The sequence below is a fragment of the Bradyrhizobium sp. LB8.2 genome (assembly GCF_040548035.1).
Taxonomy (GTDB): Bacteria; Pseudomonadota; Alphaproteobacteria; order Rhizobiales; family Xanthobacteraceae; genus Bradyrhizobium.
This window is the reverse complement of sequence record NZ_JBEPQV010000002.1, coordinates 18,573-44,230: the sequence shown is the minus strand read 5'-3', so window position 1 is coordinate 44,230 and position 25,658 is coordinate 18,573. Positions and strand designations below refer to the sequence as shown.

Below are 25,658 nucleotides of genomic sequence, written 5' to 3'. Positions count from 1 at the left end.
AGGGGAAACGCCCCAACAAGGAGAGACTGAAGATGAAGCGTCGTGATTTCCTGAAAGTGTCGGCAGCCGGCGCGGCGGCGACCGCCGCGGTGGCCTCGCCGGCGATCGCGCAGTCCTCGCCCGAGATCAAGTGGCGCCTGACGTCGAGCTTCCCGAAGTCGCTCGACACCATTTATGGCGGTGCCGAGCAGATGGCGAAGTACGTCGCCGAGATGACCGACAACAAGTTTCAGATCCAGGTCTTCCAGGCGGGTGAAATCGTTCCGGGTCTGCAGGCGCTGGATGCGACGCAGAAGGGCACCGTCGAGATGTGCCACACAGTGTCGTATTATTACGTCGGCAAAGACCCGACCTTCGCAATCTTCGCGTCGGTGCCTTTCGGCCTCAACGCACGTCAGCAGAATTCCTGGTTGTACCAGGGCGGCGGCAACGAGCTCGCCAACGAGTTCTTCAAGAAGTCGAACGTGGTGGGCTTCCCCTGCGGCAACACCGGCACCCAGATGGGCGGCTGGTTCCGCAAGGAGATCAAGACCGTTGCCGACCTCTCGGGCCTCAAGATGCGCATCGGCGGCATCGCCGGCCAGGTGCTCCAGAAGGTCGGCGTGGTGCCGCAGCAGCTCGCCGGCGGCGACATCTATCCGTCGCTCGAGAAGGGCACCATCGACGCGGCCGAATGGGTCGGCCCCTACGATGACGAGAAGCTCGGCTTCGCCAAGGTCGCCAAGTACTACTACTACCCGGGTTTCTGGGAAGGTGGTCCGACCGTTCACGCCTTCGCCAACATCGACAAGTGGAACGAATTGCCGAAGAACTATCAGGCGATCCTCACCAACGCGACCGTCAACACCAACACCTGGATGGCCGCGCGCTACGACATGGTGAACCCCGGCGCCCTGAAGCGTCTGGTGGCCGGGGGAACGCAGCTTCGCCCGTTCACCAACGAGGTTCTGGAAGCCTGTCTCAAGGCGACCAACGAGTTGTGGGGCGAGATCTCGGCCAAGAATCCCGACTTCAAGAAGTCGATCGACGCCATGCAGGCCTACCGCTCCGACGAATATCTGTGGTGGCAGGTCGCCGAATACACCTACGACAGCTTCATGATCCGCTCGCGCACCCGCGGCTGATCTTCGCAAGAAGTCGAAAGGCGATACGCCCGGTCTCGTTCGCGAGGCCGGGCTTTTTCTTTGGCGCGACGCGATCGGGATGGGCGCCGCGGAGGCCGCGGTACGAAGGGTGTCCAATAAAAAATCTGAAAAACAACCCCATGCACAGTAGACGAGGGGTGAGAGGACAAGGCGCTGTGAGCGCAGCCAACAGCTTGATGCGACGGAGCTAATTGGCAGGCAGGCCCGATCATCGTGCGGCCGAGGGCAAGTCCGCATTTTGTGAGCCAAGGCGGGGTGTGCCCAGGAGCACCAAGCGAGTGCTTCAGCGAGGCCGTTTGACTCGTCGGGCAAAACAGTGGCAGAAAGGCATAATCGTATAATCCGAAATTTTCGCCGATCCCTGGGGAGTGACGATGAGCTTCGATCCCGATGAGGTTCAAAGCGCGCTGCGCAAGGCCTGGTCGTTGGCAACCGCCAGCCAATGGACGGCGAACAATCCGGCGGCAGGGCAATGCAACGTCACCGCGCTGCTCCTTCACGAGCTCTTCGGCGGCGACTTGCTGAAGACGCCTCTGCCGGCCGGCGAACATTTTTACAATCGCATCAGAGGCCGGCGGTATGACTTCACGGCGAGCCAGTTCGATCAACCGATTGCATACAAGGATTTACCTGCAAGCCGTGCAGATGCGGAATTGGGCGCGACAAGCGATGTATTGGCTGAACTCAGAGCCGCTTTTCAGGAGCATCGTGCGAAGTAAAGCTTGGGGCCACCAGGGAAGCGATCAGAACTTACAAGCGCAATGGATTTGAAATCTACGGTCTCGATCCTCGCGTAATTCGCGTGGGAGGCGTTGCAACGACAAGTATCTCATGGTGAAGAAATCAGGTAATGGCATGGCCGTCGAAAAGAGTACGCCCACCATCTCGCGCCCGTCAGGCGCTGGAAGTCTCTTCGGGCTATTGTACGCCCGGACCTTCCCTTCCATGGATCAACACCGCCTCAGCAGCGGCTTCGTCGATGGCCGCCATGACGTCAGCAGTTGCGGAATGATGAATCATGTGTCCCACTCCGTCGATCCGGCGCAATTTGCTTTGCTTGACCTCGCCATGCAGCCTGACCGACTGCTTGATATCGATCAAACGGTCGCGCTGGCCTGCGATAATGATCGTAGGCATCTTGAGTTCTCCATACGCCTTCGAACCCGAGAATGCGGCGGAGATCAATATCGTCGCTTCAGCCGCCGTCGCCCGCATCTGTGACGGGCGGAGCGCCATTTCCCTGGGAAAACCCGCGAACTTCTTTGGGACCGGCCGGGGGCCAAACAGCTTGCGCAACATCGTGGGCCACATCATCCGGCCGGCTAGCGGCGAAATCGTGTAGCTGATGACGTCCCCGAGCACCGGTATGGCGGACAGCATTGACGCCGCGCTGTCCGAGCGGGGAGTTGGGAAATAATATCCCGAGGCCAGCACGAGAGCCTGCACGAACGAAGGATGTTTGATCGCCAGTGCAACCGCAACCGACGCCCCCCACGAATGACCCAGGACCATTGCTTGAGAGACGCCCAGCTGATCGAGCGCCTTCTTGAACAGGTCTGCCTGGGCATCCGGAGTCCAGACGACGTCCCTCGGCCGCGAGCTATGCCCAAAACCCGGGCGATCGAACACGATGACCCTGTAGTTCTCGGTTGCGAGATCAATCAACCCACTCGAGTGGAAATCCTGGATCATGCTGCCGTTGCCGTGAAACAAAACTAGCGGCTTGCCCCTGCCGCGCTCCAAATAGTGCAGGCGAACTCCCTCGACGTCGATGAACCGTCCCTGCGGAGGGTTATCGCGTTGCGCTTTGCTCGCGAGCAGTCGGTTTACGATTGCGGTAGCCACGATGAGGGTACCTGCGGCAGCAAACGCGGTGGCGCCCGGATGTCGCGTGAAGGCGGTCAGACAGTCCGATCTAAACGAGCCGGAACGTGTTCGTCGTGCAATCCGCATGTGCATTGCTTGGGTGGTCTGCACGATGCCTCATGCAAATGAGTAATGTTGCAGCCGAGGCAAACGGGGATGCGGGGGTGTTGGTTCCTTGATCAAAAGCAGACGGAAATCGGCGCGAGGCCCCCGGCGAACGGCCTCGGACGGTGGTGCAAACTCGCGGGTGCAATAGGGGACACGAGTAGCCGATCAGGGTGCCCTCTCAGGCTGTGTCGGCCTCTTTGCCGAAAACCACGGTTTGCGAACGCCGATCTATAGCTGTGGACCAGATAGTCTGACTTCTCGCTCAGCGCGCAGGACGTTTCCATACAGGCTGCTGATCCATTGCCTTCCGCTCGAGGTTACATTCAAACAGCGGATGGCGGCCTGGATTTGGGGGGCAACCTTGGTCCAGTAGAATTGAGGGTATTTGTAGACCACATCCGCGGGCGTGGCGTATCCGAGCGATTTGTTGAGCCCTATCTCCTCGAATTCATAGAAGAGCGCATTTGATTTCTTCATGTAGTTCGGATCGCCGAGCTGACCAATCAGATCAGCGGCGCGCAGCAACAAACCTTCCTCCTCGTCCAAGTCATCCTTGAGTTCGCTCGTAGGAGCGTCCGCATAGGGAAAACGCGTATATTCGATCGCCCGGGCAACGCGAGCGGCGTCGATCTGGTCGACTGCGTCGAGACGCTCCACGGCGAATAATTTTGAGCGGTCCACGTGATAGGGTGCAAGCGCTGCATCGGAAGAGCCAATCGGCAATTCGACTGTTCGGCCGCTACCATCAACGACATAGGCTCCCTCTTGGTCTCCATGAATTATTCCCCGAACGTAGCCGATGTCGTGAATCAGACACGCGAGGATGAAGTGAGCATAATCGCTGGCCGTCGTTGGCCTCAGGAGAGAGCGGCCGATCAGAATGTCGTGCCCGACCAGCGTGACCAACAAGGTGTGCTCGACGTTGTGGTATAATGCATCGCTGTTGCCGATACATTCCAGGGCCAGCTTTGCCGCGTAGGGGAGCAATTCCGGCAAGGTGGCATGCGACGAGCCGAAGCGGCCTCTTGTCTCCGAGATCAGGAACGCACCGAGCGCCTGGGACGTCAGTTCTGGAATCGTTATCACCGGCAAGCTCCTCACGTTCGTCAGGCATGAACAAATGCGATGCCAACCTGGAAGTTGCTAGCGCGCCGCGACCCGCCGCAGAAATGTGCGTACGGGTGCGATTGCAGCAAGGGCTCGCAACTCACAAACCAGAACCGCTACCGTATGCCGACGCGATTGACCCCGCCATTTATGTTGCGTGGGCCAGCGGTGCCTGCCCGGACCGCCGCTCGCGCCACGGGGCGTGGCCTGAGCACGACGCCGGCCCTCGCAACGCAACTAGGCGGATAATCAACGTACTGGCAGTACACGACCGCCCCGGCTGGTGCGGAATTGAGAGTGAGACCCGCAATCCCCAACAGGGCGCTGGCAGCAATCCCTGCAATCGTTGCGGACTTGATCGAAAGACGCTTGTTCGGATGCATCGTGATCCTCCTCTTCCTGCTGCGAGCTGAAGGAGTGACGGAGCTGCCTCAGGCTGAACATAACGTGAGGCCAAAGGATAGGTGATGCTTGACCTGGATCAAGGGTGTGGCCGCGATGCCAGGGACACCTGTCCATTATCGCGCGGCGGCTTGCAGGACCCGGACAACGGCCGGATCGGTCAAGAACGCACTTCGAAGATCATGTTGAACGGCGTCTCGGTCGCGCGGCGGAAGCGCCTGAAGCCCGCTTCAGTCGTGACCTGACGCAATCTGCTTTCACCCGCCTGTGCGCCGAGCCCCAGGCCCACTTCCTGAGACAGTGATGCCGGCGTACAAATGAATGTCGAGGCGTGATAGTAGACGCATCCGACCGGGTTGAGATTGTCCTTGAGATTGTCATGAGCAAACGGCTCGACGATCATCCACGACCCATCCTTGGCCAGCGTTTCCTTGACATGCTTGCCTGCACCCACGGGATCGCCCATGTCATGCAGGCAATCGAAGAACGCCACAAGATCATAGTCTTTGGCCGGAAAATCCTTGGCACTGGCCTGCGCGAACGTGATGCGGTCTCCAACTCCTGCTTCTTGCGCCAAGACCTTCGCGCGTTCAATCGAAGGCTTGTGGTAATCGAACCCGAAAAACTCTGAATTGGGGTAGGCCTGCGCCATCACAATCGTAGAGGCGCCGTGGCCGCATCCGACGTCGGCGACCCTGGCGCCAGCTTTCAGTTTCGCTTCGACGCCTTCGAGCGTCGGAATCCAGTTCGAAACCAGATTGGCGTTATAGCCCGGCCTGAAGAAGCGCTCGGTGCCAGAGAAAAGACACTTCGAATGCTCGTGCCAACCAACGCCTTTCCCGGTTCGAAACGCTTCGGCGACTTTGGGTTCGTCGAGGTAGGTGGACTGCACGACATCGAATGCGCCGGCAAAGAAAGCCGGCGAGGTCTCTTCGGCGAATGCCATGGCTTGCTCTGCCGAGAGTGAGAACGCGTTTTTTTCGGGGTGGTAGTCGATGTATCCGGAGGCAGCCTGCCCGGAAAGCCATTCGCGCACATAGCGCTCATGCAGACCGGCCTTCTTGGCAAGCTCGGACGGAGTGACCACGGCACCATCGGCCATCGCCTTGTAGAGCCCGAGGCGATCACCGAGCAGGATGCTTGCGCCGCCAAGCGAGATGCCGAGGTCGCCGACAAGCTTTCCTACGAGCGCGTTCAACTTTTCAAGGTTTGGTTCACGCATTGCAGCTTCTCCGCTTCGAGAACAGCCCCCTCGTCTGTTAAAGAGCCTAGGACGACCGGCGGATTGCAAGTGTGAACGCGTTCACGTTTCAGCGAATAGCCCTGTGCAGTCCGATGCCAGATTTGGGTCAGGAGCGGTAACGCTTGATCGGGCAGGGGATGTCTGCTCGCGCCCAACAACCGACACGGGCGCCGCAGGGGCGCGCGCCTGGTTGGCTGACGCGAAGCTGACAGAAGAGGTGACCGGTCTGTCGGGTGCTTTTTCGCTGGCCGAGGTGGCCGGAATGGTGGAAGAGAGCGAAGATGCGGCAAGGGCCGTGGGGTGACGTGGGTATCCGGCGGAAATGCGATGCGCCTTCTGATCGTCGAGGACAATGCCGAACTGTCGCGGCTGGTGGCCGGCGGGCTGTCGGCGGCCGGCTATGAGAGCGATATCGTCGGCAGCGCGGCCGAGGCGCGCGAGGCGGTGAGCAGCGTCAACTATGCCGCGATGATCCTCGACCTCGGTCTGCCCGACGGCGATGGCCTCTCGGTGCTGCGCGAGCTGCGCCGGCAGATGGAGCCACTGCCGGTGCTGGTGCTGACCGCGCGCGGCGGCTTGCAGGACCGCGTCAGCGGCCTGCGCAGCGGCGCCGACGACTATCTCGCAAAACCGTTCGCGATGGAGGAGCTGGTGGCGCGGCTGGAGGCGATCCTGCGCCGCCCGGGCCAGTTGCTCGGCCGCTCGCTGCGTCTCGCCAATCTCGTCTACGACACCGAAAGCCGCCAAATCTTCGTCGACGACCAGCCGCGGATCATCTCGTCGCGCGAGACCTCGGTGCTGGAGATCTTGCTGCGCCGGCAGGGGCGCGTGGTGCCGAAGAAGAACGTCGAGGACCACATCTTCGGGCTCGACGGCGAGGTCGCCTCCAATGCGGTCGAGGTCTACGTCTCGCGGCTGCGCAAGCAGCTGACCGAGCACGGCGCGAAGGTCGTGATCCACACCATCCGCGGCGTCGGCTATCTCATGGCCGAGGAGAAATAGCGTGGGGGTCGCCGGGATCTATGCGAGATCGCCGACGTTCAAATCGCTGATCTGGCGCATCGTGTTCATGCACATCGTGGCGGTCGCGGTGGTTGCCATCTTCCTGCCGCTGGTGATGTTCTGGCTGCTCAATTCCGAAGTCGACCAGTTGCACCGCGAAGCCATGCGGGCGCAGGCCGAAGTGCTGGGGGAACGGATCGTCGCGCAGCCGGACGGCTTGCTGACGTTCAATCTGCCGGACAGCCTGCGCGGTCTCTACTCCGAAGCCTATGGCCGGTATCTGTATGATATCCGCGACGCCGACGGCCGTTTGCTGTTTTCGTCCCGCCGCAAGACGGGCGCCGCGGCACAGGCGCCGCCGCTGTCCGAGACGATTTCCGGCGCCGGCGTCACGCGCATCATCGACGGCAAGATCGTGCGTATCCGCGTCGCCGAGGACCTTGCGCATCGCGACGTCATCATCGACGACATCATCTCGAACTTCTTCCGGCGGGTAGGGTGGATCACCATTCCGATCCTGCTGATCCTGCTCGCCGCCGACATCATCATCTTCCGCCGCGCCATCGCACCGCTGTGGAAGGCCTCGGAGGAGGCCAGCAATATCGGGCCGGCGCGCACCGACATCCGCCTGCCGACGGAGCAGATCCCGCGCGAGATCATCCCGCTCGTCACCGCCGTCAACCAGGCGCTCGATCGCCTCGAGGATGGCTTTCGCGTGCAGCGGCAGTTCACGGCCGATGCCGCGCATCAATTGCGCACGCCGCTCGCGATCTTGCGGACGCGCATCGAGACGCTTGGCGACGGCGCCGCACGGCAGGCGCTGCATGCCGACATCGAAGCCATGAGCCGCATCGTCGCCCAGCTGCTGGAGATCGCCGAGCTCGACACGCTGGTGCTCGATCCCGGCGAGTCCGCGGATTTGCGCGCCGTCTGCGCCGAGGTGGTCGGTGCGATCGCGCCGTTCGCGCTAGCCCAGCACAAGGACATCGCCCTCAAGGGCACCGAGGCGCCGGTGCTGGTCCATGGCAATTCCGAGATGCTCCAGCGCGCGATCTTCAATCTCGCCGAAAACGCCATCAAGTTCACGGCAAAAGACACGTCCGTCGACGTCGAGGTGAGCGAGGACGGTGCGGTGCGGGTGCGCGATTGCGGCCCGGGCATCGCGGACGCCGACCGCGAACTGATCTTCCAGCGCTTCTGGCGCGCCGACCGCCAGCGCAGCGACGGCGCCGGCCTCGGGCTCTCGATCGTGCGCGCCGTGGCCGACGATCACACGGCGACAGTCGCGGTGGAGAACCTTCCGGGCGGCGGCGCGGAGTTCACGCTGCGGTTCAGGCTGGCGGAGGGGATGCAGGCGGCCGGACCGGCGGCGGGCTGAACCTGCGCCGTCTCGATCGCGGCGTGTGGCCACCAGGCGCCCAACGGGTCTGCATCACTTCGTGCTCCGTCCTTCGATCTCCGGCTGATCGTCTAAGCCTAAAGTCGCAGGACCGGTTGGCGTGGGAGCTGGGCATTTGTGTCCCTCGCCATCGTCGGGATGGAAATCGGATGAGACATGTTCCATGCTGGCCTCCAAGCCTCGGCAAGAAGGCCCATCATCACAATCCATCAGGGTAGGAAATCATGAAAAGAAGAGACTTCATCAAGGTAACCGGGCTTGGTGCGGCGGGTGCCGCGACGCTCGCCGCTCCAGCCATCGCGCAATCGATGCCCGAGATCAAATGGCGCATGCCGACGAGCTGGCCGAAATCACTCGATACGCTCTATGGCGGCGCCGAGATGATGGCCAAGATGGTCGCGGAAGCGACCGACAACAAATTCCAGATTCAGACATTTGCCGGCGGCGAGATCGTGCCGGGCCTTCAGGTGCTCGATGCCGTGCAGAACGGCACCTGCGAAATCGGCCACACCGCGTCCTACTATTATTTCGGCAAGGACCCGACCTTCACCTTCGGCTCGGCCGTGCCGTTCGGACCGAACATGCGCATCAACCAGGCCTGGTACATGCTGGGCGGCGGCAGGGACGTCCTGAACGAGTTCTACAAGAAGTACAACGTCGTTTCGCTGCTTGCCGGCAACACCGGCTGTCAGATGGGTGGCTGGTTCCGCAAGGAGGTCAAGACGCCTCAGGACTTCAGCGGGTTGAAATTCCGCATCGGCGGCTTCGCCGGAAAGGTGATGGCCAAACTCGGCGCGGTGCCGCAGCAGATCGCCGGAGGGGACATCTATCCGGCGCTGGAGAAGGGCACCATCGACGCCGCCGAATGGGTCGGACCGTATGACGACGAGAAGCTCGGCTTCGTCAAGGTCGCGCCGCATTATTACTTCCCGGGCTGGTGGGAAGGCGGGCCCATGCTTCTGGCCTTCGTCAACCAGGACAAGTGGAACGCGCTGCCGAAGCACTATCAGAGCATCCTCGAGCAAGCGGGGCACTACGCCAACAACTGGATGATGGCGAAGTATGACCAGGCCAATCCACAGGCGTTGCGGCGCCTGCTAGCAGCGGGCGCCAAGCTGCATCCGTTCTCGCCGGAGGTCATGCAAGCCTGCTTCAAGGCGGCAAAGGAGCTGCACACCGAAGTCTCGGCCAGCAACGCGGACTTCAAGAAGGTCTACGAATCGCTGACCGCGTTCTCGAACAACGGATATCAGTGGTTCCAGGTCGCCGAAGTCGGCTATGACAACTTCATGGCGCGCAACTCGCAGAGCTGATTTGCGAGCCGCGATCGGCCAAACGAAAAAACCCGGAGCGAAAGCTCCGGGTTCTTTTTTTGCGGGCGGGCCGGGCGCTATTGCTTCGGCTGGCCGAAGTCGAGCGGCGGCAGATCGATCTGCGGAATTTCGATCTTGATGCTGTTGGGATCGACGGTGGACTGCACGCCCTTGTAGTGCATCACCATCGACGGGAACATGATCACCAGCAGCACCATGATGAGCTGGATGACGACGAACGGCACCGCGCCCCAATAGATCTGTCCCGTCGTGACCGGCTCCATGCGTTTGCCGGTGACGCGATCGGTATAACGTTCCTTTGGCGCGACCGAGCGCAAATAGAACAGCGCAAATCCGAACGGCGGGTGCATGAACGAAGTCTGCATGTTGACGCCGAGGATCACGCCAAACCAGATCAGGTCGATGCCGAGATGCTCCGCCGCGGGCCCGAGCAGCGGGATCACGATGAAGGCGAGTTCGAAGAAATCGAGGAAGAACGCCAGCACGAACACGAACGCGTTGACGAAGATCAGGAAGCCGACCTGGCCGCCGGGCAGGGAGGTCAGCAGGTGCTCGACCCAGACGTGGCCACTGACGCCGTAGAAGGTGAGCGAGAATACGCGTGCCCCGACCAGGATGAAGACGACGAAGGCGGAGAGCTTTGCCGTCGATTCGACCGCCTGACGAACGAGGTCCCAGGTCAGCCGACGTTTCATGGCACCGAGAATGAGGGCGCCGGCTGCGCCCATCGCACCGCCTTCGGTGGGCGTCGCGACACCGATGAAGATCGTGCCCAGCACCAGGAAGATCAGGAACAGCGGCGGCACCATGACGAAGGTGGTTTGTTGCGCCATCTTCGAGAGGAAACGGAAGCCCGTGAGCTTGTCGATGGCCCAGTTCGCGACGGCGACGGCGAACGCGAAGAGGATGCCGAAGAACATGCTGAGCACGACGAAGTCGGCGCCGTGGGTCTCCGAATTCCGCATCATGAACCAGCCGAACACGCAGCTCGCGAGGAACAGCACGCCAAGCGACTTCAGGCCGCGGTCGCCGCTTTCCTCGCGGAAGCCGATCGCCTCCTTGGGAAGGCCCGGCGCCGCTTTCGGAAAGATCAGGGTGACGAGAAAAGCGTACCCCGCGTAGAGGCCTGCGAGCACCAGGCCCGGAATGAACGCGCCCTCGTACATGTCGCCGACCGACTTGCCGAGCTGGTCCGCCATCACGATCAGGACGAGCGAGGGTGGAATGATCTGCGCCAGCGTACCGGAGGCCGCAATGATGCCGGTCGCCACGCGGCGGTCATAGCCGTAGCGCAGCATGATTGGCAGTGAGATCAGGCCCATCGAGATCACCGAAGCCGCCACGACGCCGGTCGTCGCCGCAAGCAGGGCGCCGACGAACACCACCGCGTAGGCGAGGCCGCCCCGGATTGTGCCGAACAACTGGCCGATAGTGTCGAGCAGATCCTCGGCCATGCCGGAGCGCTCGAGTACCAGCCCCATGAAGGTGAAGAAGGGAATGGCGAGCAGCGTGTCGTTGTTCATCACGCCGTAGACGCGCTCGGGCAGCGCCTGCAGGAAATCCGGATGGAATTCGCCGAGCTGAATGCCGATCACAGCGAAGAAGAGGCCGACGGCGCCGAGCGAAAATGCCGCCGGGTAGCCGAGCAGCAGCACGATCACCAGCGTGGCGAACATGATTGGCGCCATATTGGCGATGAGAAACGCGGTCATTGAATCCCCCTACGATGCCGCTTGGCGATCACTTCTGTTCGATCGCTTCAACGAGGTGCTCGACTTCGGCCTCCAGCGCCGAAATCTGCGACTCGTGGGGATCCGGAATCATGCCGCGCATGATGGCGATCCGCTTGATCAGTTCGGAGATGCCTTGAACAAGCAGGAGCGTGAAGCCGATCATGACGAGTGACTTGGCCGGCCATTGCGGCAGGCCGCCCGCATTGCCGGATTGCTCGTTGATCTGGAACGAACGCAGGAAGAACGGTACGCCGGTTACGATCATGACGACGGTCAGCGGTATCAGGAAGAAGAGGTGCCCGATCACGTCGATGACGTTGCGAACCCGCTTCGGCATCATGCTGTTGAAGATGTCGATCCGGATGTGCTCGTTATCGAGCAGCGTCCAGGACGAGCACAGCAGGAACACGATGCTGAAAAGCACCCATTGCAGCTCGAGCCACGAGTTGGAGGACGTGTCCAACGTCTTTCGAATAATCGCATTCAGCGCCGAGATGACGACGGCAACCAGGATCAGCCACGCCAGGCGCTTGCCCGTCCAACGTGTGAACGCGTCAATTCCATTGCTCAGCTTCAGGAGCGCTTGCAAGATTGGTCCTCCCCGATTTGCCCCGGCCGTCTTGACTGCGCCGAGTGGCGCGTTGGCTTGTCTCTCCGCGCAGGCATGAGGCAGCCGCACCAAACCAGTGAGCGTGCCGTCAGTCAATCGGAAGTTTGTTGATAGTTAAGGGGAATAAGTCGCGGCCGGCCAGCCGATGCTAGCCGCCGGTGACACTCATGTGCCGCGAGACACTGGGGCGGTCGTGGCGGCGGTCGATGATGAAGTCGTGGCCCTTGGGCTTGAGCCCGATGGCGCGGTCGATCGCGTCCGCAAGCAGCACATCGTCATCCGATGCACGCAGAGGTTTGCGTAAGTCGGAGGCATCCTCGTGGCCGAGACAGGTGTGCAACGTTCCCGTGCAGGTGACGCGCACCCGGTTGCAGGATTCGCAGAAATTATGGGTCATAGGCGTGATGAAGCCGAGCTTGCCGCCGGTCTCGGCGACGCTGACATAGCGCGCCGGCCCGCCGGTGCTCTCGGCCAGATCCGTCAGCGTGAATTGCTGGGCGAGGCGCGCGCGCACCAGCGACAGCGGCAGATACTGGTCGATTCGTCCCGATCCGATCTCGCCCATCGGCATGACCTCGATCAGCGTCAGCCCCATGCCCTTGCCGTGGGCCCAGCGCATCAGGTCGGGAAGTTCGTCTTCGTTGAGGTTCTTCAGCGCCACTGCGTTGATCTTCACGGCAAGCCCCGCGGCCCGTGCGGCCTCGATGCCTTCCAGCACCTTGTCGATCTCGCCCCAGCGGGTGATCTCGCGAAACTTTTGCGGGTCGAGCGTGTCGAGCGAGACGTTGATGCGGCGGACGCCGCAATCGGCGAGCTCGCTGGCATGTTTCGCAAGCTGGGTGCCGTTGGTGGTCAGCGTCAGCTCGCCCAACGCGCCGCTCTCGAGATGCCGCGACAGCGAACGCACCAGCGTCATCACGTTGCGGCGGACCAGCGGCTCGCCGCCGGTGAGCCGCAGCTTCTTCACGCCTTTGGCAATGAAGGCCGAGCAGAGCCGGTCGAGCTCTTCCAACGTCAGCAGATCCGCCTTGGGCAGGAACGTCATGTCTTCCGACATGCAGTAGAAGCAGCGCAGGTCGCAGCGGTCGGTGACGGAGACGCGCAAATACGAGATGGTCCGTCCGAACGGATCGGTCATCGCGCTCGACAGCGCGGCGCGGGGGCTCGCGGAAAGTCCGTTCATACCAAATGCCTTGTCCCTTACGGCAACGCGGGCAGCTTTGCGTCAGCGGTGCTCTGGAAGCAATCTAAGCATCAGGGGCGTCAGAGACAATTGGGGGGATAACGGAGGTCAGCGCTTGCCGGCATTCGGATCGGGGAACGGCGAACCTGCGGCCGGTGCGGCGGAAGCCGCCGGTTTCGGCTTCTTGGGCCGGTGCGGCTTGCGGACCGGTTTTGGCGGGGTGGCCGGCTGGAGTTCAGCGAAAACCGGGCTCGGGTCGGTCGTGACCGAGGCGGGTGTGGTGAAATCGCCGGGATTCTTGATGACGTTCACCGGCACGCTCGCCGGCTGATATTTTGGCAGGGCGAAAGCCACCATGAAGGAGGCGTCGGCGGCCGGAACCGAGACGGAGCAGGGGGTTTTGCAGCCCGGACCGAGCGAGGTTGTGGCGTCAGCACCCGGGGGATTGGATTCGAGCCGGACCTGGACCGTTGGCGGGGCCGATTTGAACACGTCCCAGGACATCGAGGAGCAGCCGGCGAGGCTTGTTGCCCCGAGGAGGCTTGCCCCAGTTAACGCAATTGCGATGACACGACGCATGACCATCCACTTTGTGCTGCGACGAACCGCCACATCCCCAGATAAACCTAGAAGCGTCGTTCCAGGCAAGCAACCGGCGGGCCGCGCATAATTAATAGATGGTTAACGCAGGTACAGAGAAATAACGACGTGATTTCAGTGGCTTGATGTGTTCTTACGCCGTCATCAGGCTGTGGGCTGCCGCCGGCAGGTCGCGCATGTGATGGATCAGCCGGTCCGGCTTGAGCTCGGCGATCGGCACGTCCGTATAGCCGAAGCTGACCCCGATCACGGGAACTCCAGCGCGCCGGGCCACGCCGACATCGGGTCCGGCATCGCCGACCATGATGCTGGCTTTGACCTCGCCGCCGGCCCGCGCCACCGTTTCGCGAAAAATGGCCGGATCGGGTTTCTGGACGCCAAAAGTGTCGGCGCCGCAGATCGCCGCGAAGCGCCGGCTCAGGTCCAGCTGGTCCAGCAGCCGCTTCGACAGCCATTCCAGCTTGTTGGTGCAGACCGCGAGGCGATGGCCCTGGGCCGCAAAATGGTCGAGCGCGGCTTCCAGCCCCTCGAAGGGCCGGGATTCGACGGCGATATGGTCGGCGTAATAGACAATGAAATCGGCCGTCAGCCGGTCCATATCGGCGGGCGTGACGTTGCGGCCCTCGGCCTCCAGCCCCCGCTCGATCAGCTTGCGGGCGCCGGCGCCGATCATGTTGCGGGCCGAGGCCATCGGCACGGGCGGCAGCCCTTCGCGGTCGAGCACGTAATTGAGCGCGGTGATCAGGTCGGGCGCCGTATCCACAAGCGTGCCGTCGAGATCGAAGACGATGGTGTGAGGAGAGGTCATGATCCCAGCGCTACCGGCCTGGCCGTATAGGCGCAAGGGGCGGCGCCATAAGATCAGCTTATAGAGCTGTTCCCAGACCCTGTTCTCCGAGGGGAAACGGGGCTACATAGGCCGCCGCAAGCGGGCTTTATCGGCGGCACACTCCCTATCCAGAGGCGGGCACATCGTGAACATGGACCAGTTGAAGCGGCAGGCTGCGGCGCGCGCCCTCGGGGATGTCCGTGACGGCATGCAGCTCGGGCTCGGCACCGGCTCGACCGCCAAACATTTCGTCGAGCTGCTCGGCGAGCGGGTCCGCGCCGGGCTGAAAGTGATCGGCGTGCCGACCTCCGAGACGACGCGGCTCGATGCCGAGCGCTGCGGTGTGCCGCTGACCACGCTGGACGCGATCGACCATCTCGACATCACCGTCGACGGCGCCGACGAGATCGATCCCGCGCTCAACCTGATCAAGGGCGGTGGCGGCGCGCTTTTGCGCGAGAAGATCGTGGCGGCCGCCTCCGATCGCATGATCGTGATTGCCGACGACACCAAATGGGTGCCGACGCTCGGCCGCTTTCCGCTGCCGGTCGAGGTCATCCCGTTCGGGCTCGGCGCAACGCGGCGCGCGATCGAGAAGGCATTTGCGGAATGCGGCGTTTCCGGGCAAATGGCGGTCCGCAAAGGCAAGGACGGCCACGTTTTCGTCACCGATGGCGGCCACTGGATCGTCGATGCCCAGCTCGGACAGATCGTGGATCCGCCCCGCCTCGCCAAGGCGTTGAGCGCGATCCCCGGCGTGGTCGAGCATGGGTTGTTTATCGGCTTGGCCAGCTCGGCTGTTTTGGCGGGTGGCGAGGGAATCCGCGTGGTTGAACGGCGAAAGCCGAAAGGAGACTAGGAATGAAGAGCGTTTTGAAGTTCTTGCCGGTCGCGACTCTCGCTGTGGGACTGGCCCTCTCGGCCGCCCCGGCGCTCGCCCAGCAGGCGGCCCCGCCGAAATCCTCGCCGAGCGCCATCGCGGCCGCCAAGGAGATCCTGGCGATCAAGAACGCCGGCGCGATGTACGCCAACGCGGTGCCCGGCATGGTCGAGAAGACCAAGATCACGCTGATCCAGCAGAACCTCAACTACCAGAAGGACCTCAACGAGATCGCACAGGTCGTCGCCCAGCAGCTCAAGGGCCGCGAGAGCGAAATCGGCGACGGCATGGCGCAGGTCTATGCCAGCGAGTTCACCGAGCAGGAGCTGAAGGATCTCGTCACCTTCTACAAGTCGCCGCTGGGCAAGAAGCTGATCGAGGCCGAGCCGCGCGCAATCGGGCTGAGCATGGCCTTCATGAACTCCTGGGCTCAAAATTTCTCCGAGACCGTGATGGGCAACTTCCGCGCCGAGATGCGCAAGCGTGGCAAGGAGATCTGACAGATACTATCTGATCAGGAGTTGCTGAAAGAGGTCGGAGTGGACAATGGCTGAATTCGACGTCGACCTCTTTGTCATCGGTGGCGGTTCGGGCGGCGTGCGTGCCGCCCGCATCGTGGCCGGCTACGGCGCCCGTGTGATGATCGCGGAAGAGTACCGCATGGGCGGGACCTGCGTGATCCGCGGCTGCGTGCCGAAGAAGCTGTTCGTGATCGGCTCGCATTTCCGTCATGAAATCGAGGATGCCGCGGGATTCGGCTGGACCGTTCCGCCTGCCAGCTTCGACTGGCCGACACTGATCGCCAACAAGGACAGGGAGATCGCCCGGCTCGAGGCGATCTACACTGCCAACGTCGAGAAGGCGGGTGCGCAGGTCGTGAAGAGCCGTGCGGTGATCGAGGACAAGCACACCGTCCGCCTGCTCGAAAACGACAAGAAGATCACGGCAAAATACATTTTGATCGCCACTGGCGGCGCGCCCAATCACGGCGCCTCGATCCCGGGCATCGAGCACGTGATCTCCTCCAATGAAGCTTTCCACCTGACCAAGCTGCCGAAGCGGATCGTGATCCAGGGCGGCGGCTACATCGCGCTGGAATTCGCCGGCATCTTCGCCGGCTTCGGCTCCGACGTCACCGTGATCTATCGCGGCGACAACATCCTTCGCGGCTTTGACGAGGATGTTCGCACACACGTCCGCGCCGAGATGGAGAAGCAGGGCATCACCATCCTCACCGGCTGCACGGTAGCGAAGGTCGATCGGCACGGCGAGGAGTTCACCACGCATCTGTCGAACGGATCGAGCCTTGCCTCCGACCAGGTGATGTTCGCGATCGGCCGCCATCCGGCGGTGGCCAATCTCGGCCTGGAGAAGGCCGGCGTCGCCATCAATCCCAGGAATGGCGGCATCGCGGTCGATCATTTCTCGAGGAGCTCGGTCGACAGCATCTATGCGATCGGCGACGTCACCCACCGCTTCAACCTGACGCCGGTCGCGATCCGCGAGGGCCATGCGTTCGCCGATACCGTGTTCGGCAGGCGCGAGGTGCAGGTCGATCACGCCACCATCCCGACCGCCGTGTTCTCGCAGCCGGAGGTCGGCACCGTCGGCCTCACCGAGACCGAGGCGCGGGCGCAATTTGGCCATGTTGACATTTACAAGACGACGTTCCGCCCCATCAAGGCGACGATGTCGGGCCGCGATACCCGCGTGCTGATGAAGCTCGTCGTCGACGGGGCCTCCGATCGCGTGCTCGGCTGTCACATCGTCGGTGATGCCGCGGCCGAGATCACGCAGGCAGTCGCGATTGCGGTGAAGATGAAGGCGACCAAGGCCGATTTCGACGCGACGATTGCGCTGCATCCGACTGCGGCCGAAGAGCTCGTCACGATGCGCACCCCGACCGCGCGGCATGTGCGCCAGGCGGCGGAGTAACCCCGGCGCTCAGCCGTACAGATACCCGACCGGCTTGCCTTCGGTGCGCAGGGGACGGATGTCCTTCTGCGTGATGATCTGGCCGGCGAGGCCGTCGATCTCGTCGCGCTGCGTCGGCGTCCAGCTGCGAAGGTCGTTCATGCCCTTGAGAAGGCCGAGCCGGAGAACTTGCGTGTTGTCACCGATGCCTGTGAGGCTGATCGCGTTGTTGCCGGCGGTCACCACATCGCCAGCCGCGAGCTCAAAGGTCTCGCCAGCCTTGCTCTTGAATTCAGCCGTGCCGCGAATGACGCGATAGATCGCAACCTCGCCCTTGGCGAAACAGCTACCATCGGCTGCAGCCGATGTGCTCTTCGGCAGGAGTGACTGGCCGCGCGGGTCAGTCGCGATGATGTGGCCGCTGACGAGATGGCCGCTCGGGGCCTCGATCCCGATGTCGCGCACATAGACCGGCATCGCCGATTTGACAGGGCTGTCGGTGAGCGGCTTGAACAGCGCATCCAGCGCCAGGGGATCCTGAAGCCAGAAGCCTGCATCGGCCGGGCGATCATGCAGTGAGTGGCTCCAGGCCACACGCGGCGTCTCGGCCTCGTTGATCTGGTCCGGGCCGACGATGCTCGGGTTTGGAAAGGTGGTGGGATCGGTCACGAAGGCTTCGAGGAATTTGCCCGAATAGCCCATGGAAATCGGATCCGGCACCACCGTCTGCGGCGTCTTCAGGTTCTCTTCGGTCGACAGTCCCGACCAGGTGTAGAACAGCTGGCGGTGCACGATCGCGCTCTGCAACATCACAGCGCCAGGGCCGACATTGTAGAAGCGCCCGTCATAGTCGAAGGTGAACGCGCCGGAGGTGACCAGCACGAGCTGAAAGCCGCCCGGCGGAAGATGCAGGTGGAAATCGGTAGGGCCGGTGTCCGGACGGTAGATCGGCAGATTGGTCGCGACTTCGTGCAGCAGGAAGGTTTCGTTGTTGGCGTGAAAGCCTTCGTTGGCGCGATTGTAGAGCGCTTGCGGCCGGTACGTCGCTTCGAACTTCGCATTCCGGTCGCGATCGATCGCCACGAAATCCTGAGCGTTAAGGCGAACGGGCGCGCCGTCCGGGCGGGTCAGGCCGGTGAATTTGAGATCGCCGGCGGCATGCACGTTCATGGCATTCTCCGATTCTGGGCCGCTCACCCGGTCTCTCGGCGCACGCATCTTGCCGCTCCAATCGTGGGAGAGCAGGGAATCAGGCCTGATGCTGCCTTGCGAAATTTGGGCCAGTCGAGGTGCCGCGCGGCACGCGGGCTCTTCGGCTCGCCGCCACGCGAAGAAAAATCGAGGTCGCACCTGATGTTAGATGACCCGCTTCACGGGCCTGCATGGCCCTCTTCGCCAAGCCTGCAGATCCAGTGACGAGGCGCGTCTTGTCTAATTTGTCGGCACGTCCTGCGCGGACGTGCAGCTGCGCCGATCAGCAAGTACCAGCGGCCGGGTGTCTGAAGCCATTCACTCGAACGACCGACGGACAGCCCGCTCGGGCTTGCCGTACGGACTGTCGGCCCACTTCGCCATGTCCACGGCAGCCTGACGCCAGGATGGCTCCGGTCTGCTACATGCGGATCGAATCGACGCCGCCCTGCAACTATTCAAGCGCGCCTCGGCGCGCCGAACTTCGCTCACATCGGCACCGGAATGAGGGGCGCAACCTCCCGATCAAGCGCGTTCTCGCTCGCCGCAAGTCCTTGCGCGACGCCGACACGGTCGGCCTCGGGACGGTTCTGGCTCATCTTGCGCTTGCCTTCGAACCGCACGACGGGAATGCGCACGCCGACGATTCCGCGCAGCTGCGCGGCGGGTCCCGAAGCAACCGCTCGCCGAAGGCCGACAGCCGCACCTTCCGCGCCGACGGCCCCGACGCCACGCGCGTGCGTCCTCGCTCGACGATGGCGCGAGCCACACGCGGCCGGGCGCCATGGCGTGTCTCGATAAAGCCTTCGGCGGCGAGCTGTTCGTAGGCGACGGTGACGGTCGAGCGGGCCACACCCATCTCGCCGGCAAGTGCGCGCGAGGACGGCAGCAACCCGTCGATCCCGTACACCCGCGCCAAAATCTGATCCCTCAGGGCATCGTAGATCTGGCGCGCGCCCATGCGGCCGGCCCGGGGAGCGGGATTGGTCTTCATCTGGATCATCCACATTCCAAGCCGGCATTCGCCCGAGCGGACGATGTCGGAATGTGGTTCTAGTCCGGTTCGCCGAGAGTTTCGACGTAAGCCTTGCCGTAGGGATAAAAATGCTCCTTGCGGCCGTGGTCCCACAGCGTCCTGAGACCCGGCGCCGCCTCGCATAACGAGTCCCCATTTTCACAGATCAATCACGACATCGCTTCGGGGCCGCGAGCAGCAGATCAGGACGTTGCCCTCCGCTGGCGGGTCGAGTGGATCCGGCGCGTAGCTGACCGCTCCCGCGATCAGTCCGCTCTCGCAGTTGTGGCAGACGCCGGTCCGGCACGACCAGCGCACGGGGACGTCGCAGGCTTCGGCCAGCTCCAGCAGGCTGGCGTAGGCCGGTCCCCAGCACACATTGAGTCCACTTCGGGCGAACGAAACCATCGGGCCGGGGCCGGGGGCGCCGGCCGGCGAGTGCGCTCGCTTCTGCGGGGAGGACGCTATGCCGGGCGTCAAGGACGGTCCGGCGCCGAACAATTCGGTGTGGATGCGATCCGGCGCGACGCCCAACGTGGTTAGGCCAGCTTTCAGATCGCTCATGAAAGCGGCCGGTCCGCACAGATAGAAATCGCCGTCACGCGGCACGCTCAGGCTCTGGAGCAGGCGTGCGTCCAGATGTCCGGCTGTATCGAACTCCACATTGAGACGATCGCCCGGGTCAGGCGCGCTGTAACAGACGTGGCTATGGTGATGAGCGAGCCCACTTAGCAATTCGCGCGCCTCGGCGGCGAACGCATGTTCGCGGCCGTCGCGAGTGCCGTGAAGCCACCAGACGTCCCGCGTCGTCTCTTCAGCGACGAGCGCGTGGAGCATTGCGAGCACCGGCGTCACGCCGATTCCGGCGCTCAACAGGACGACTGGGCGCGCATCTTGCCGGAGCGTGAAACTGCCGCGGGGTGCACCGACCTGTACGACGTCGTCAATTCGGAGGTCATCGGCGATGTAACGGCTGGCGGCACCGTGCGCTTCGCGCTTGATACTGATCCGATAGGGCGCGGCATCGGAGCCGCTCGAGAGCGAATAGCTGCGCGTCATCGCTTGCGCAGCCAGCGGCCGGAGTCGGACAACGACGAACTGACCGGGCAGGGCGGCGGCCACAGGATGTCCGTCGACGGGTTCGAGGATCAGCGACGTCACGTTGCCGCTTTCGGCGATCTTGCGGGCTACGCGAAACGGCCGGAATCCGCGCCAGGCCGGAGGTGGGCTCGCCGCCGGTCCGAGCCCGGCGTTTCCCGCCGCTTTGTTCTCCTTGCGCTGCTCGAGCAACGCCTCGAAGGAACGGTGCCAGCCGCGGCTCAGCGCGGGAATCCGCAGCGCGCGCTCGAGACGTTCGCGCGGATGAGGCGGCAGGTAAAGCAGCGCATTGATCTCGAACACGCTCATGCGCTCGGGCCCCACGGCGATCTGAATGATCTCGTCACCGGCCTCGACGTCGCCTTCCTCGATCACACGAAAATAGAAACCGGGCCGGCCGTGCCTGACCAGTAGCGCGGCTATGTCCGGCTCGTCCATGCGAATGCCGAGCCGGTAGCAGGTGACGCGCGGCTGCGTCACTTCGAACAGGGCCGAGCCGATCCTGTAGCGGTCTCCGATGCACACGTTGCTGTCGGCAAGGCCCTCGACCGTAAAGTTCTCACCGAACTGGCCATGAACGAGGTTCGATCGACCCAGATGTTCCTGCCAGTATCGATAAGAATCGTCTTGATAGACGAATACGGCACGATGCTCGCCGCCATGACCGGCCGTATCGCCCTGGCCGTCGCCATCGATGTTGAGCCGGCGCACCTTGCGCGGGCCTTTGACTGGTGCCTTCCAGATGCCGGTGTAGACGGTCCTTCCTTGCCAGGCGACGTCGCGCGGCAGGCCGACATTGACCGAAAGCAAACTTGCCATTGCGTGTTCCCAACCGTGACTGCGCGGCTCTGCGGTCATCCTTGCACCCGGACCGGGTTTTTGGCTCGTTAGGCGTTGTTAGACGTTGCGAGCAAGCCTTGCCACCTGCGGCCCTCAGGCCAATCTCAGATGGCGTCACGAGACAAAGTCGCAAAGAGGGAGATCGCGATGGATGATCAGGGCAAACTGGCCGCGCTCCAGCGTCATTGGGACGCGTCGGACGCCAACGATTTCGAGGCCGAGCACGACATCTATCGCGAGGACGCGGTGCTCGACTATCCGCAATCCGGCGAGCGCATCCGCGGCCGCAGGAACATTCAGGAGAGCCGCTTCGTGCAGCCGAGCAAGAAGCGCTTCACGGTTCGGCGGATCGTCGGCGGCAACGATCTGTGGGTGAGCGAATTCGTGCTGACGTATGATGGGGTGCCGTCTTACGTGGTGAGCATCATGGAATTCCACGACGGTCTGGTGGCGCAGGAGACGCAGTATTTTGGCGACAAGTTCGAGCCGTCGCCCTCGCGGGTGCATCTTGTCGAGCGGGTGGAGTAACACGGGCTTCGCCGCAATGACGGTGCGTCTGCCAAACAGAGCAACACGGAACCCGATGCGGCGGCTGGTCGCAGTCTCGTCGCCTTGATTCCGACAGGCCCATCTTTATGTGTCAAAGGAACAAGAATCCGGGCCCCTCTGGCGAGGAAGCCGACGCTGTCGGCAAAACCTCGTGATGTCGGATGACCTGTCCCGCGCGAATGCGATGGATCGGCCGATCGTCGGGCCTTCTTGAGAGTCTCTCCGACCCAATCGTCCCCATCGCAGCTCCGTGCGGTCATTTCGCAAGATAAGGGAGCAACGATGTCTGACGCCAAGCATTCAAATCCGATCGAAATCGAGATCACCGAGCCGTCCAGCCTGAACGAGCAGGCTGCGGTGGCGCTGGTGATCGTCGGCGCGCTGGTTGCGGTCGCCGACCGGCAAGTTTCACCGGTCGAACGCGACGAGGTCGTCCGTTTCATCCGGGATCGCAAGCTGGCACCGCACATCCCGGACGACCGGCTCTATGCGATGTTCGACGAGCTTGCCGAACGACTCGAGGAACCGGATTTCGCCAATGTGGTGATCGACAATCTGCGTCCGGTCTCGGACCTGCGGCTGTCGGCTCATTTGATGGAACTGTCGGAGCGGGTCGCGGCCGCGGACGAGGACGTCCATCCCCATGAACTGCAGGCGATCAGGCTGTTGCGCCTGCTGACGCTGGTGCTGCCGCGCGCAAAGCAGGTGGCGCCGGGTGCAGTGCGTGCCGAACAGCGCATTGCCGCCGAGGAGTAAGCATGAGCGCAGTTTCGGACGAGGATAAGACAGGGACTGCGGGCGCTACCGGCCAGATGGCCGGCGGCGACCCGCGCCTCGACAAGCTTGTCCGGCGCCTGCCGCCGCGCATGGGCGACACCGTCACCTATCTGCTCAAGCCGTCCAGCCGCTGGGTGAGAATCCCCTCGGGCGCGCTGCTCATTGTCGGCGGCGTGCTCTCCTTCCTGCCGGTGCTCGGCGTCTGGATGCTGCCGCTCGGCCTCGCTTTGCTTGCGGAAGACGTGCCCGCGTTGCGATCCGCGCGCGGCAAGGTTCTGGATTGGGTCGAGCGGAAGAAGCCGCAATGGCTCGATCCGTCGGCACCTAAAAACGATCAATCATGACTGAATTCATCACCACCGAAGCGCTGACCGCGCTGCTTCAGGTCGTCCTGATCGACCTCGTGCTCGCCGGCGACAACGCCGTCGTCATCGGCCTTGCCGCAGCCGGCCTGCCGGCCGAGCAGCGCCGGCGCGCCATTGTCGTCGGCATCATCGCCGCCACCGCCTTGCGCATCGTCTTTGCCGGCGTCGCGACCCAGCTTCTGCAAGTGATCGGGCTGTTGCTCGCCGGCGGCGTGCTGCTGCTCTGGGTGTGCTGGAAGATGTGGCGGGAGCTGCGCGAGCAGGCCGCGCATGCGAACGAGCTCGCGTTCAGCCATGGCGGCGACGGGAGCGCTGCTGCCGCTCCGCGCAAGACCTTCAGGCAGGCGGCGGTGCAGATCGTCGCCGCCGACGTCTCGATGTCGCTCGACAACGTGCTCGCGGTCGCGGGCGCGGCGCGCGAGCATCCCTACATCCTCGCGTTCGGCCTGCTATTGTCGGTCGCGCTGATGGGCGTCGCTGCCGATTTGCTCGGCCGCGTGCTTCAGAAGCAGCGCTGGATCGGCTATGTCGGTCTCGCTATCATCGTCTACGTCGCCTTCGAGATGATCTATCGCGGCTCGCTCGAGCTCGCGCCTGTCATCGCGAGTCTGTAAGGCAACGATTCTGCCTATCATCCGGAGTGATCAATGACGTCTGAACCCAAAGCACTTTCGGCCGATCCGGTGCCGGCGCCGCAAATCGGCCCGTTTGCCCAGCTCATCTTCGGCTCGCGCTGGCTGCAGGTCCCGCTCTATGTCGGTCTCATCGTCGCGCAGGCCGTCTATGTGCTGCTGTTCCTGAAGGAGCTCTGGCACCTGGTCGTGCACTCGTTCGACGCCAGCGAGCAACAGATCATGCTGGTCGTGCTCGGGCTGATCGACGTCGTCATGATCTCGAACCTGCTCGTGATGGTGATCGTCGGTGGTTACGAGACCTTCGTCTCGCGCCTGAACCTGAACGGTCATCCGGACGAGCCGGAATGGCTCAGCCACGTCAATGCCAGCGTGCTCAAGATCAAGCTTGCGATGGCGATCATCGGCATCTCCTCGATCTCGCTGCTCAGGACCTTCATCGAGGCGGGTAATCTCGGCACGACGCGCAGCAATTTCACCGAGTCCGGCGTGATGTGGCAGGTGCTAATCCACCTGACCTTCATCATCTCCGCGATCGGCATCGCCTGGGTCGACCGCCTCAGCGAGAGCGGCCACCGCAACAAGGCGGCCGGTCACGGCTGAGCGCGATCAGCCTTCTCAGGCACCGATTTGGCGATCGCGCGCGGCATGACGGACTCTCTTGGATCATTGCTGCGGAGATTGGCATTCCTGCCCGTCACGGACAAGGCGAACACGCCATGCATCATCGGACGGCGTGCATCTCCAGAAAGGCCTTCACGCCGGTGACGGTGCCCGTGTCCGACGGCACGTAGCCGGGCAGGGTAGCCACCGCTGCGCGAAAATCGGCGCTGCGGATGATCTCGAGGATGCGCTGCATCGGCCCGGTGTCCAGGAACGCGCGCTTGCAGACGAAGAAATAATCCTCGGTCAGGAGCCGGATGAAATCGAGGCCGAAATGCCAGGCGGCGGCTTCGACGCCAAAACTCGCATCCGCCATGCCGCTCGCGACATAGGCTGCGACCGCGGCGTGGGTGAATTCGATCTGCTGCGCACCGTTGATGCGGCTCTCCTCGATGCCGTTTGCCGCGAGCAGTTGGTCGAACAGAAGCCGCGTGCCGGAATCGTGGTCGCGGTTGACGAAGCGGACTTTTGGTCCGGTCAGATCATCAAGCGAAGCGATGCGCAGCGGGTTGCCGCGCGCGACCATCAGCCCCATCTCGCGCGTGACGAAACTGATGACGCGGTCCTCGCGCGGATCGAGCCATTCGCGGGCAGCCTTGATGCCCTGGGCCCGTAGCGCGCCGTGCGGCAGATGCAGGCCGGAGAGATCGCAGGCGCCCTGCGCCAGCGAGACCAGCGAATGCTGGTTGCTGACATAGCGCAGATCGACGCCGATGCCCGGCTCGCGGTCGAGGAATTCGCGCAGTTTTGCGACCGCAAAACCGTGGCTGGCATGCACGCGGATCACCGACGGGCGCTGCTCGAGGAACGGCTTGATCTCGCTCGCCAGCTCCTGCGCCAGATTCTCAAGCTGAGGTCCGAGGCGGGCCTGCATGCGCTCACCCGCCCATACCAGCCGCTCGCCGAACGGCGTGAGTTTCGAGCCTTTGCCGCGCTGGGTCTCGACCAGCGGCGTGCCGAAAAACTCCGACCATTGCTCGATCAGATTCCAGACGTGGCGATAGGAGAGGTGCGCGTCGCGGGCCGCGCTGGTGATCTTCCCGGCCCTCCTGATTTCGTTGAGGACGCCGAGCATGATGATGGCGGTGCGCGGATTGCCCTCGCGGCGAAACCGCCAGACGGCCTCGATCTCGATCTGAAGCATTGGTCCCTTTTATGAACTGTACTTCATAT

Annotated in this window: 26 protein-coding genes and 1 pseudogene; 13 read left to right on the top strand and 14 right to left on the bottom strand. The window is 63.1% G+C overall.

Annotated elements, in window-relative coordinates; all coding sequences use genetic code 11:
• Positions 1–32: 32 nt before the first annotated feature.
• Entirely contained in the window at positions 33–1,124 is a 1,092-nt protein-coding gene (locus tag ABIB06_RS02700; RefSeq protein ID WP_027517246.1) for a TRAP transporter substrate-binding protein, read from the top strand.
• 395 nt (positions 1,125–1,519) lie between these two features.
• Positions 1,520–1,864, top strand: a complete 345-nt coding sequence (locus ABIB06_RS02695) for a YunG family protein (RefSeq protein ID WP_354043826.1) — start codon at positions 1,520–1,522, stop codon at positions 1,862–1,864.
• Between the two features lie 199 nt (positions 1,865–2,063).
• Here ABIB06_RS02695 and ABIB06_RS02690 read toward each other — a convergent pair whose 3' ends face one another.
• From ABIB06_RS02690 to ABIB06_RS02675, 4 genes are all read right to left on the bottom strand, one after another.
• Entirely contained in the window at positions 2,064–3,098 is a 1,035-nt protein-coding gene (locus tag ABIB06_RS02690; protein WP_354044571.1) for an alpha/beta fold hydrolase, read from the bottom strand.
• 249 nt (positions 3,099–3,347) lie between these two features.
• Positions 3,348–4,205 (bottom strand): metal-dependent phosphohydrolase, encoded by an 858-nt coding sequence (locus tag ABIB06_RS02685; RefSeq protein WP_354043823.1) that lies wholly within the window; start codon positions 4,203–4,205, stop codon positions 3,348–3,350.
• Positions 4,206–4,342: 137 nt separating this feature from the next.
• Positions 4,343–4,609, bottom strand: a complete 267-nt coding sequence (locus tag ABIB06_RS02680; protein WP_247340845.1) for a hypothetical protein — start codon at positions 4,607–4,609, stop codon at positions 4,343–4,345.
• Positions 4,610–4,788: 179 nt separating this feature from the next.
• Entirely contained in the window at positions 4,789–5,850 is a 1,062-nt protein-coding gene (locus ABIB06_RS02675; protein ID WP_354043818.1) for a class I SAM-dependent methyltransferase, read from the bottom strand.
• Positions 5,851–6,198: 348 nt separating this feature from the next.
• Here ABIB06_RS02675 and ABIB06_RS02670 point away from each other — a divergent pair, with 348 nt between their 5' ends.
• The 3 genes from ABIB06_RS02670 (at position 6,199) to ABIB06_RS02660 (ending at position 9,585) form a co-directional block, all read left to right on the top strand.
• The gene (locus ABIB06_RS02670; protein ID WP_247446102.1) at positions 6,199–6,873 is read left to right on the top strand and encodes a response regulator transcription factor; all 675 of its coding nucleotides are present in this window, start codon (positions 6,199–6,201) and stop codon (positions 6,871–6,873) included.
• A gap of 67 nt (positions 6,874–6,940) precedes the next feature.
• A complete protein-coding gene (locus tag ABIB06_RS02665; protein WP_247340985.1) occupies positions 6,941–8,251 on the top strand; it encodes a sensor histidine kinase in 1,311 nt (436 codons plus the stop codon).
• Positions 8,252–8,496: 245 nt separating this feature from the next.
• Positions 8,497–9,585: a TRAP transporter substrate-binding protein gene (locus tag ABIB06_RS02660; RefSeq protein WP_247340842.1), complete on the top strand. Its 1,089-nt coding sequence runs from the start codon at positions 8,497–8,499 to the stop codon at positions 9,583–9,585.
• Positions 9,586–9,662: 77 nt separating this feature from the next.
• Here the strand turns inward: ABIB06_RS02660 and ABIB06_RS02655 are convergent, their stop codons facing one another.
• The 5 genes from ABIB06_RS02655 to ABIB06_RS02635 all read right to left on the bottom strand — a co-directional run bounded on the left by ABIB06_RS02655 (position 9,663) and on the right by ABIB06_RS02635 (position 14,540).
• A complete protein-coding gene (locus ABIB06_RS02655; RefSeq protein ID WP_247340841.1) occupies positions 9,663–11,318 on the bottom strand; it encodes a TRAP transporter large permease in 1,656 nt (551 codons plus the stop codon).
• Between the two features lie 28 nt (positions 11,319–11,346).
• Positions 11,347–11,928 carry a TRAP transporter small permease subunit gene (locus tag ABIB06_RS02650; protein WP_354043811.1) on the bottom strand — a complete coding sequence of 194 codons (582 nt, stop codon included), beginning with the start codon at positions 11,926–11,928 and terminating at the stop codon, positions 11,347–11,349.
• Positions 11,929–12,097: 169 nt separating this feature from the next.
• Positions 12,098–13,132: a GTP 3',8-cyclase MoaA gene (gene moaA / locus ABIB06_RS02645; protein WP_354043808.1), complete on the bottom strand. Its 1,035-nt coding sequence runs from the start codon at positions 13,130–13,132 to the stop codon at positions 12,098–12,100.
• 108 nt (positions 13,133–13,240) lie between these two features.
• Positions 13,241–13,711, bottom strand: coding sequence for a hypothetical protein (locus ABIB06_RS02640; protein WP_354043805.1), 471 nt, complete (start codon positions 13,709–13,711; stop codon positions 13,241–13,243).
• A 154-nt stretch (positions 13,712–13,865) separates the two neighbouring features.
• Complete coding sequence (locus ABIB06_RS02635; protein WP_354043801.1) at positions 13,866–14,540, bottom strand: HAD family hydrolase; 675 nt, start codon at positions 14,538–14,540, stop codon at positions 13,866–13,868.
• A 166-nt stretch (positions 14,541–14,706) separates the two neighbouring features.
• On the opposite strand from ABIB06_RS02635, the gene rpiA reads away from it, so the two are divergent.
• The 3 genes from rpiA to gor are packed head-to-tail and all read left to right on the top strand — an operon-like array spanning position 14,707 to position 17,376.
• Positions 14,707–15,420 carry a ribose-5-phosphate isomerase RpiA gene (gene rpiA, locus ABIB06_RS02630; RefSeq protein ID WP_354043797.1) on the top strand — a complete coding sequence of 238 codons (714 nt, stop codon included), beginning with the start codon at positions 14,707–14,709 and terminating at the stop codon, positions 15,418–15,420.
• A 2-nt stretch (positions 15,421–15,422) separates the two neighbouring features.
• Positions 15,423–15,941 carry a DUF2059 domain-containing protein gene (locus ABIB06_RS02625; protein WP_354043794.1) on the top strand — a complete coding sequence of 173 codons (519 nt, stop codon included), beginning with the start codon at positions 15,423–15,425 and terminating at the stop codon, positions 15,939–15,941.
• Positions 15,942–15,987: 46 nt separating this feature from the next.
• Positions 15,988–17,376, top strand: coding sequence for a glutathione-disulfide reductase (gene gor, locus ABIB06_RS02620; protein WP_354043791.1), 1,389 nt, complete (start codon positions 15,988–15,990; stop codon positions 17,374–17,376).
• A gap of 9 nt (positions 17,377–17,385) precedes the next feature.
• Here gor and ABIB06_RS02615 read toward each other — a convergent pair whose 3' ends face one another.
• The 4 genes and pseudogenes from ABIB06_RS02615 to ABIB06_RS02600 form a co-directional block, all read right to left on the bottom strand.
• Positions 17,386–18,525, bottom strand: a complete 1,140-nt coding sequence (locus tag ABIB06_RS02615; RefSeq protein WP_354043788.1) for a hypothetical protein — start codon at positions 18,523–18,525, stop codon at positions 17,386–17,388.
• Positions 18,526–19,034: 509 nt separating this feature from the next.
• A pseudogene (locus ABIB06_RS02610) lies at positions 19,035–19,211 on the bottom strand (FMN-binding negative transcriptional regulator); the annotation flags it as partial.
• Positions 19,142–19,507, bottom strand: coding sequence for a GntR family transcriptional regulator (locus ABIB06_RS02605; protein ID WP_502917751.1), 366 nt, complete (start codon positions 19,505–19,507; stop codon positions 19,142–19,144). The gene ABIB06_RS02605 and the pseudogene ABIB06_RS02610, both read right to left, overlap by 70 nt.
• A 213-nt stretch (positions 19,508–19,720) precedes the next feature.
• On the bottom strand, positions 19,721–21,478 hold the full coding sequence (locus ABIB06_RS02600) for an MOSC domain-containing protein (protein ID WP_354043785.1): 1,758 nt from the start codon (positions 21,476–21,478) through the stop codon (positions 19,721–19,723).
• Between the two features lie 168 nt (positions 21,479–21,646).
• Here ABIB06_RS02600 and ABIB06_RS02595 point away from each other — a divergent pair, with 168 nt between their 5' ends.
• From ABIB06_RS02595 to ABIB06_RS02575, 5 genes are all read left to right on the top strand, one after another.
• Positions 21,647–22,027 carry a nuclear transport factor 2 family protein gene (locus tag ABIB06_RS02595; protein WP_354043782.1) on the top strand — a complete coding sequence of 127 codons (381 nt, stop codon included), beginning with the start codon at positions 21,647–21,649 and terminating at the stop codon, positions 22,025–22,027.
• A gap of 303 nt (positions 22,028–22,330) precedes the next feature.
• Complete coding sequence (locus tag ABIB06_RS02590; RefSeq protein WP_354068463.1) at positions 22,331–22,804, top strand: TerB family tellurite resistance protein; 474 nt, start codon at positions 22,331–22,333, stop codon at positions 22,802–22,804.
• Positions 22,805–22,806: 2 nt separating this feature from the next.
• On the top strand, positions 22,807–23,169 hold the full coding sequence (locus ABIB06_RS02585; protein WP_354043776.1) for a hypothetical protein: 363 nt from the start codon (positions 22,807–22,809) through the stop codon (positions 23,167–23,169).
• Entirely contained in the window at positions 23,166–23,804 is a 639-nt protein-coding gene (locus ABIB06_RS02580; RefSeq protein ID WP_354043773.1) for a TerC family protein, read from the top strand. Before ABIB06_RS02585 ends, ABIB06_RS02580 begins: the two co-directional genes overlap by 4 nt.
• A 33-nt stretch (positions 23,805–23,837) precedes the next feature.
• Entirely contained in the window at positions 23,838–24,425 is a 588-nt protein-coding gene (locus ABIB06_RS02575) for a TIGR00645 family protein (protein WP_354043770.1), read from the top strand.
• Between the two features lie 121 nt (positions 24,426–24,546).
• On the opposite strand, the gene ABIB06_RS02570 is transcribed toward ABIB06_RS02575, so the two are convergent.
• A complete protein-coding gene (locus ABIB06_RS02570) occupies positions 24,547–25,629 on the bottom strand; it encodes a substrate-binding domain-containing protein (RefSeq protein WP_354043766.1) in 1,083 nt (360 codons plus the stop codon).
• Positions 25,630–25,658: the final 29 nt, after the last annotated feature.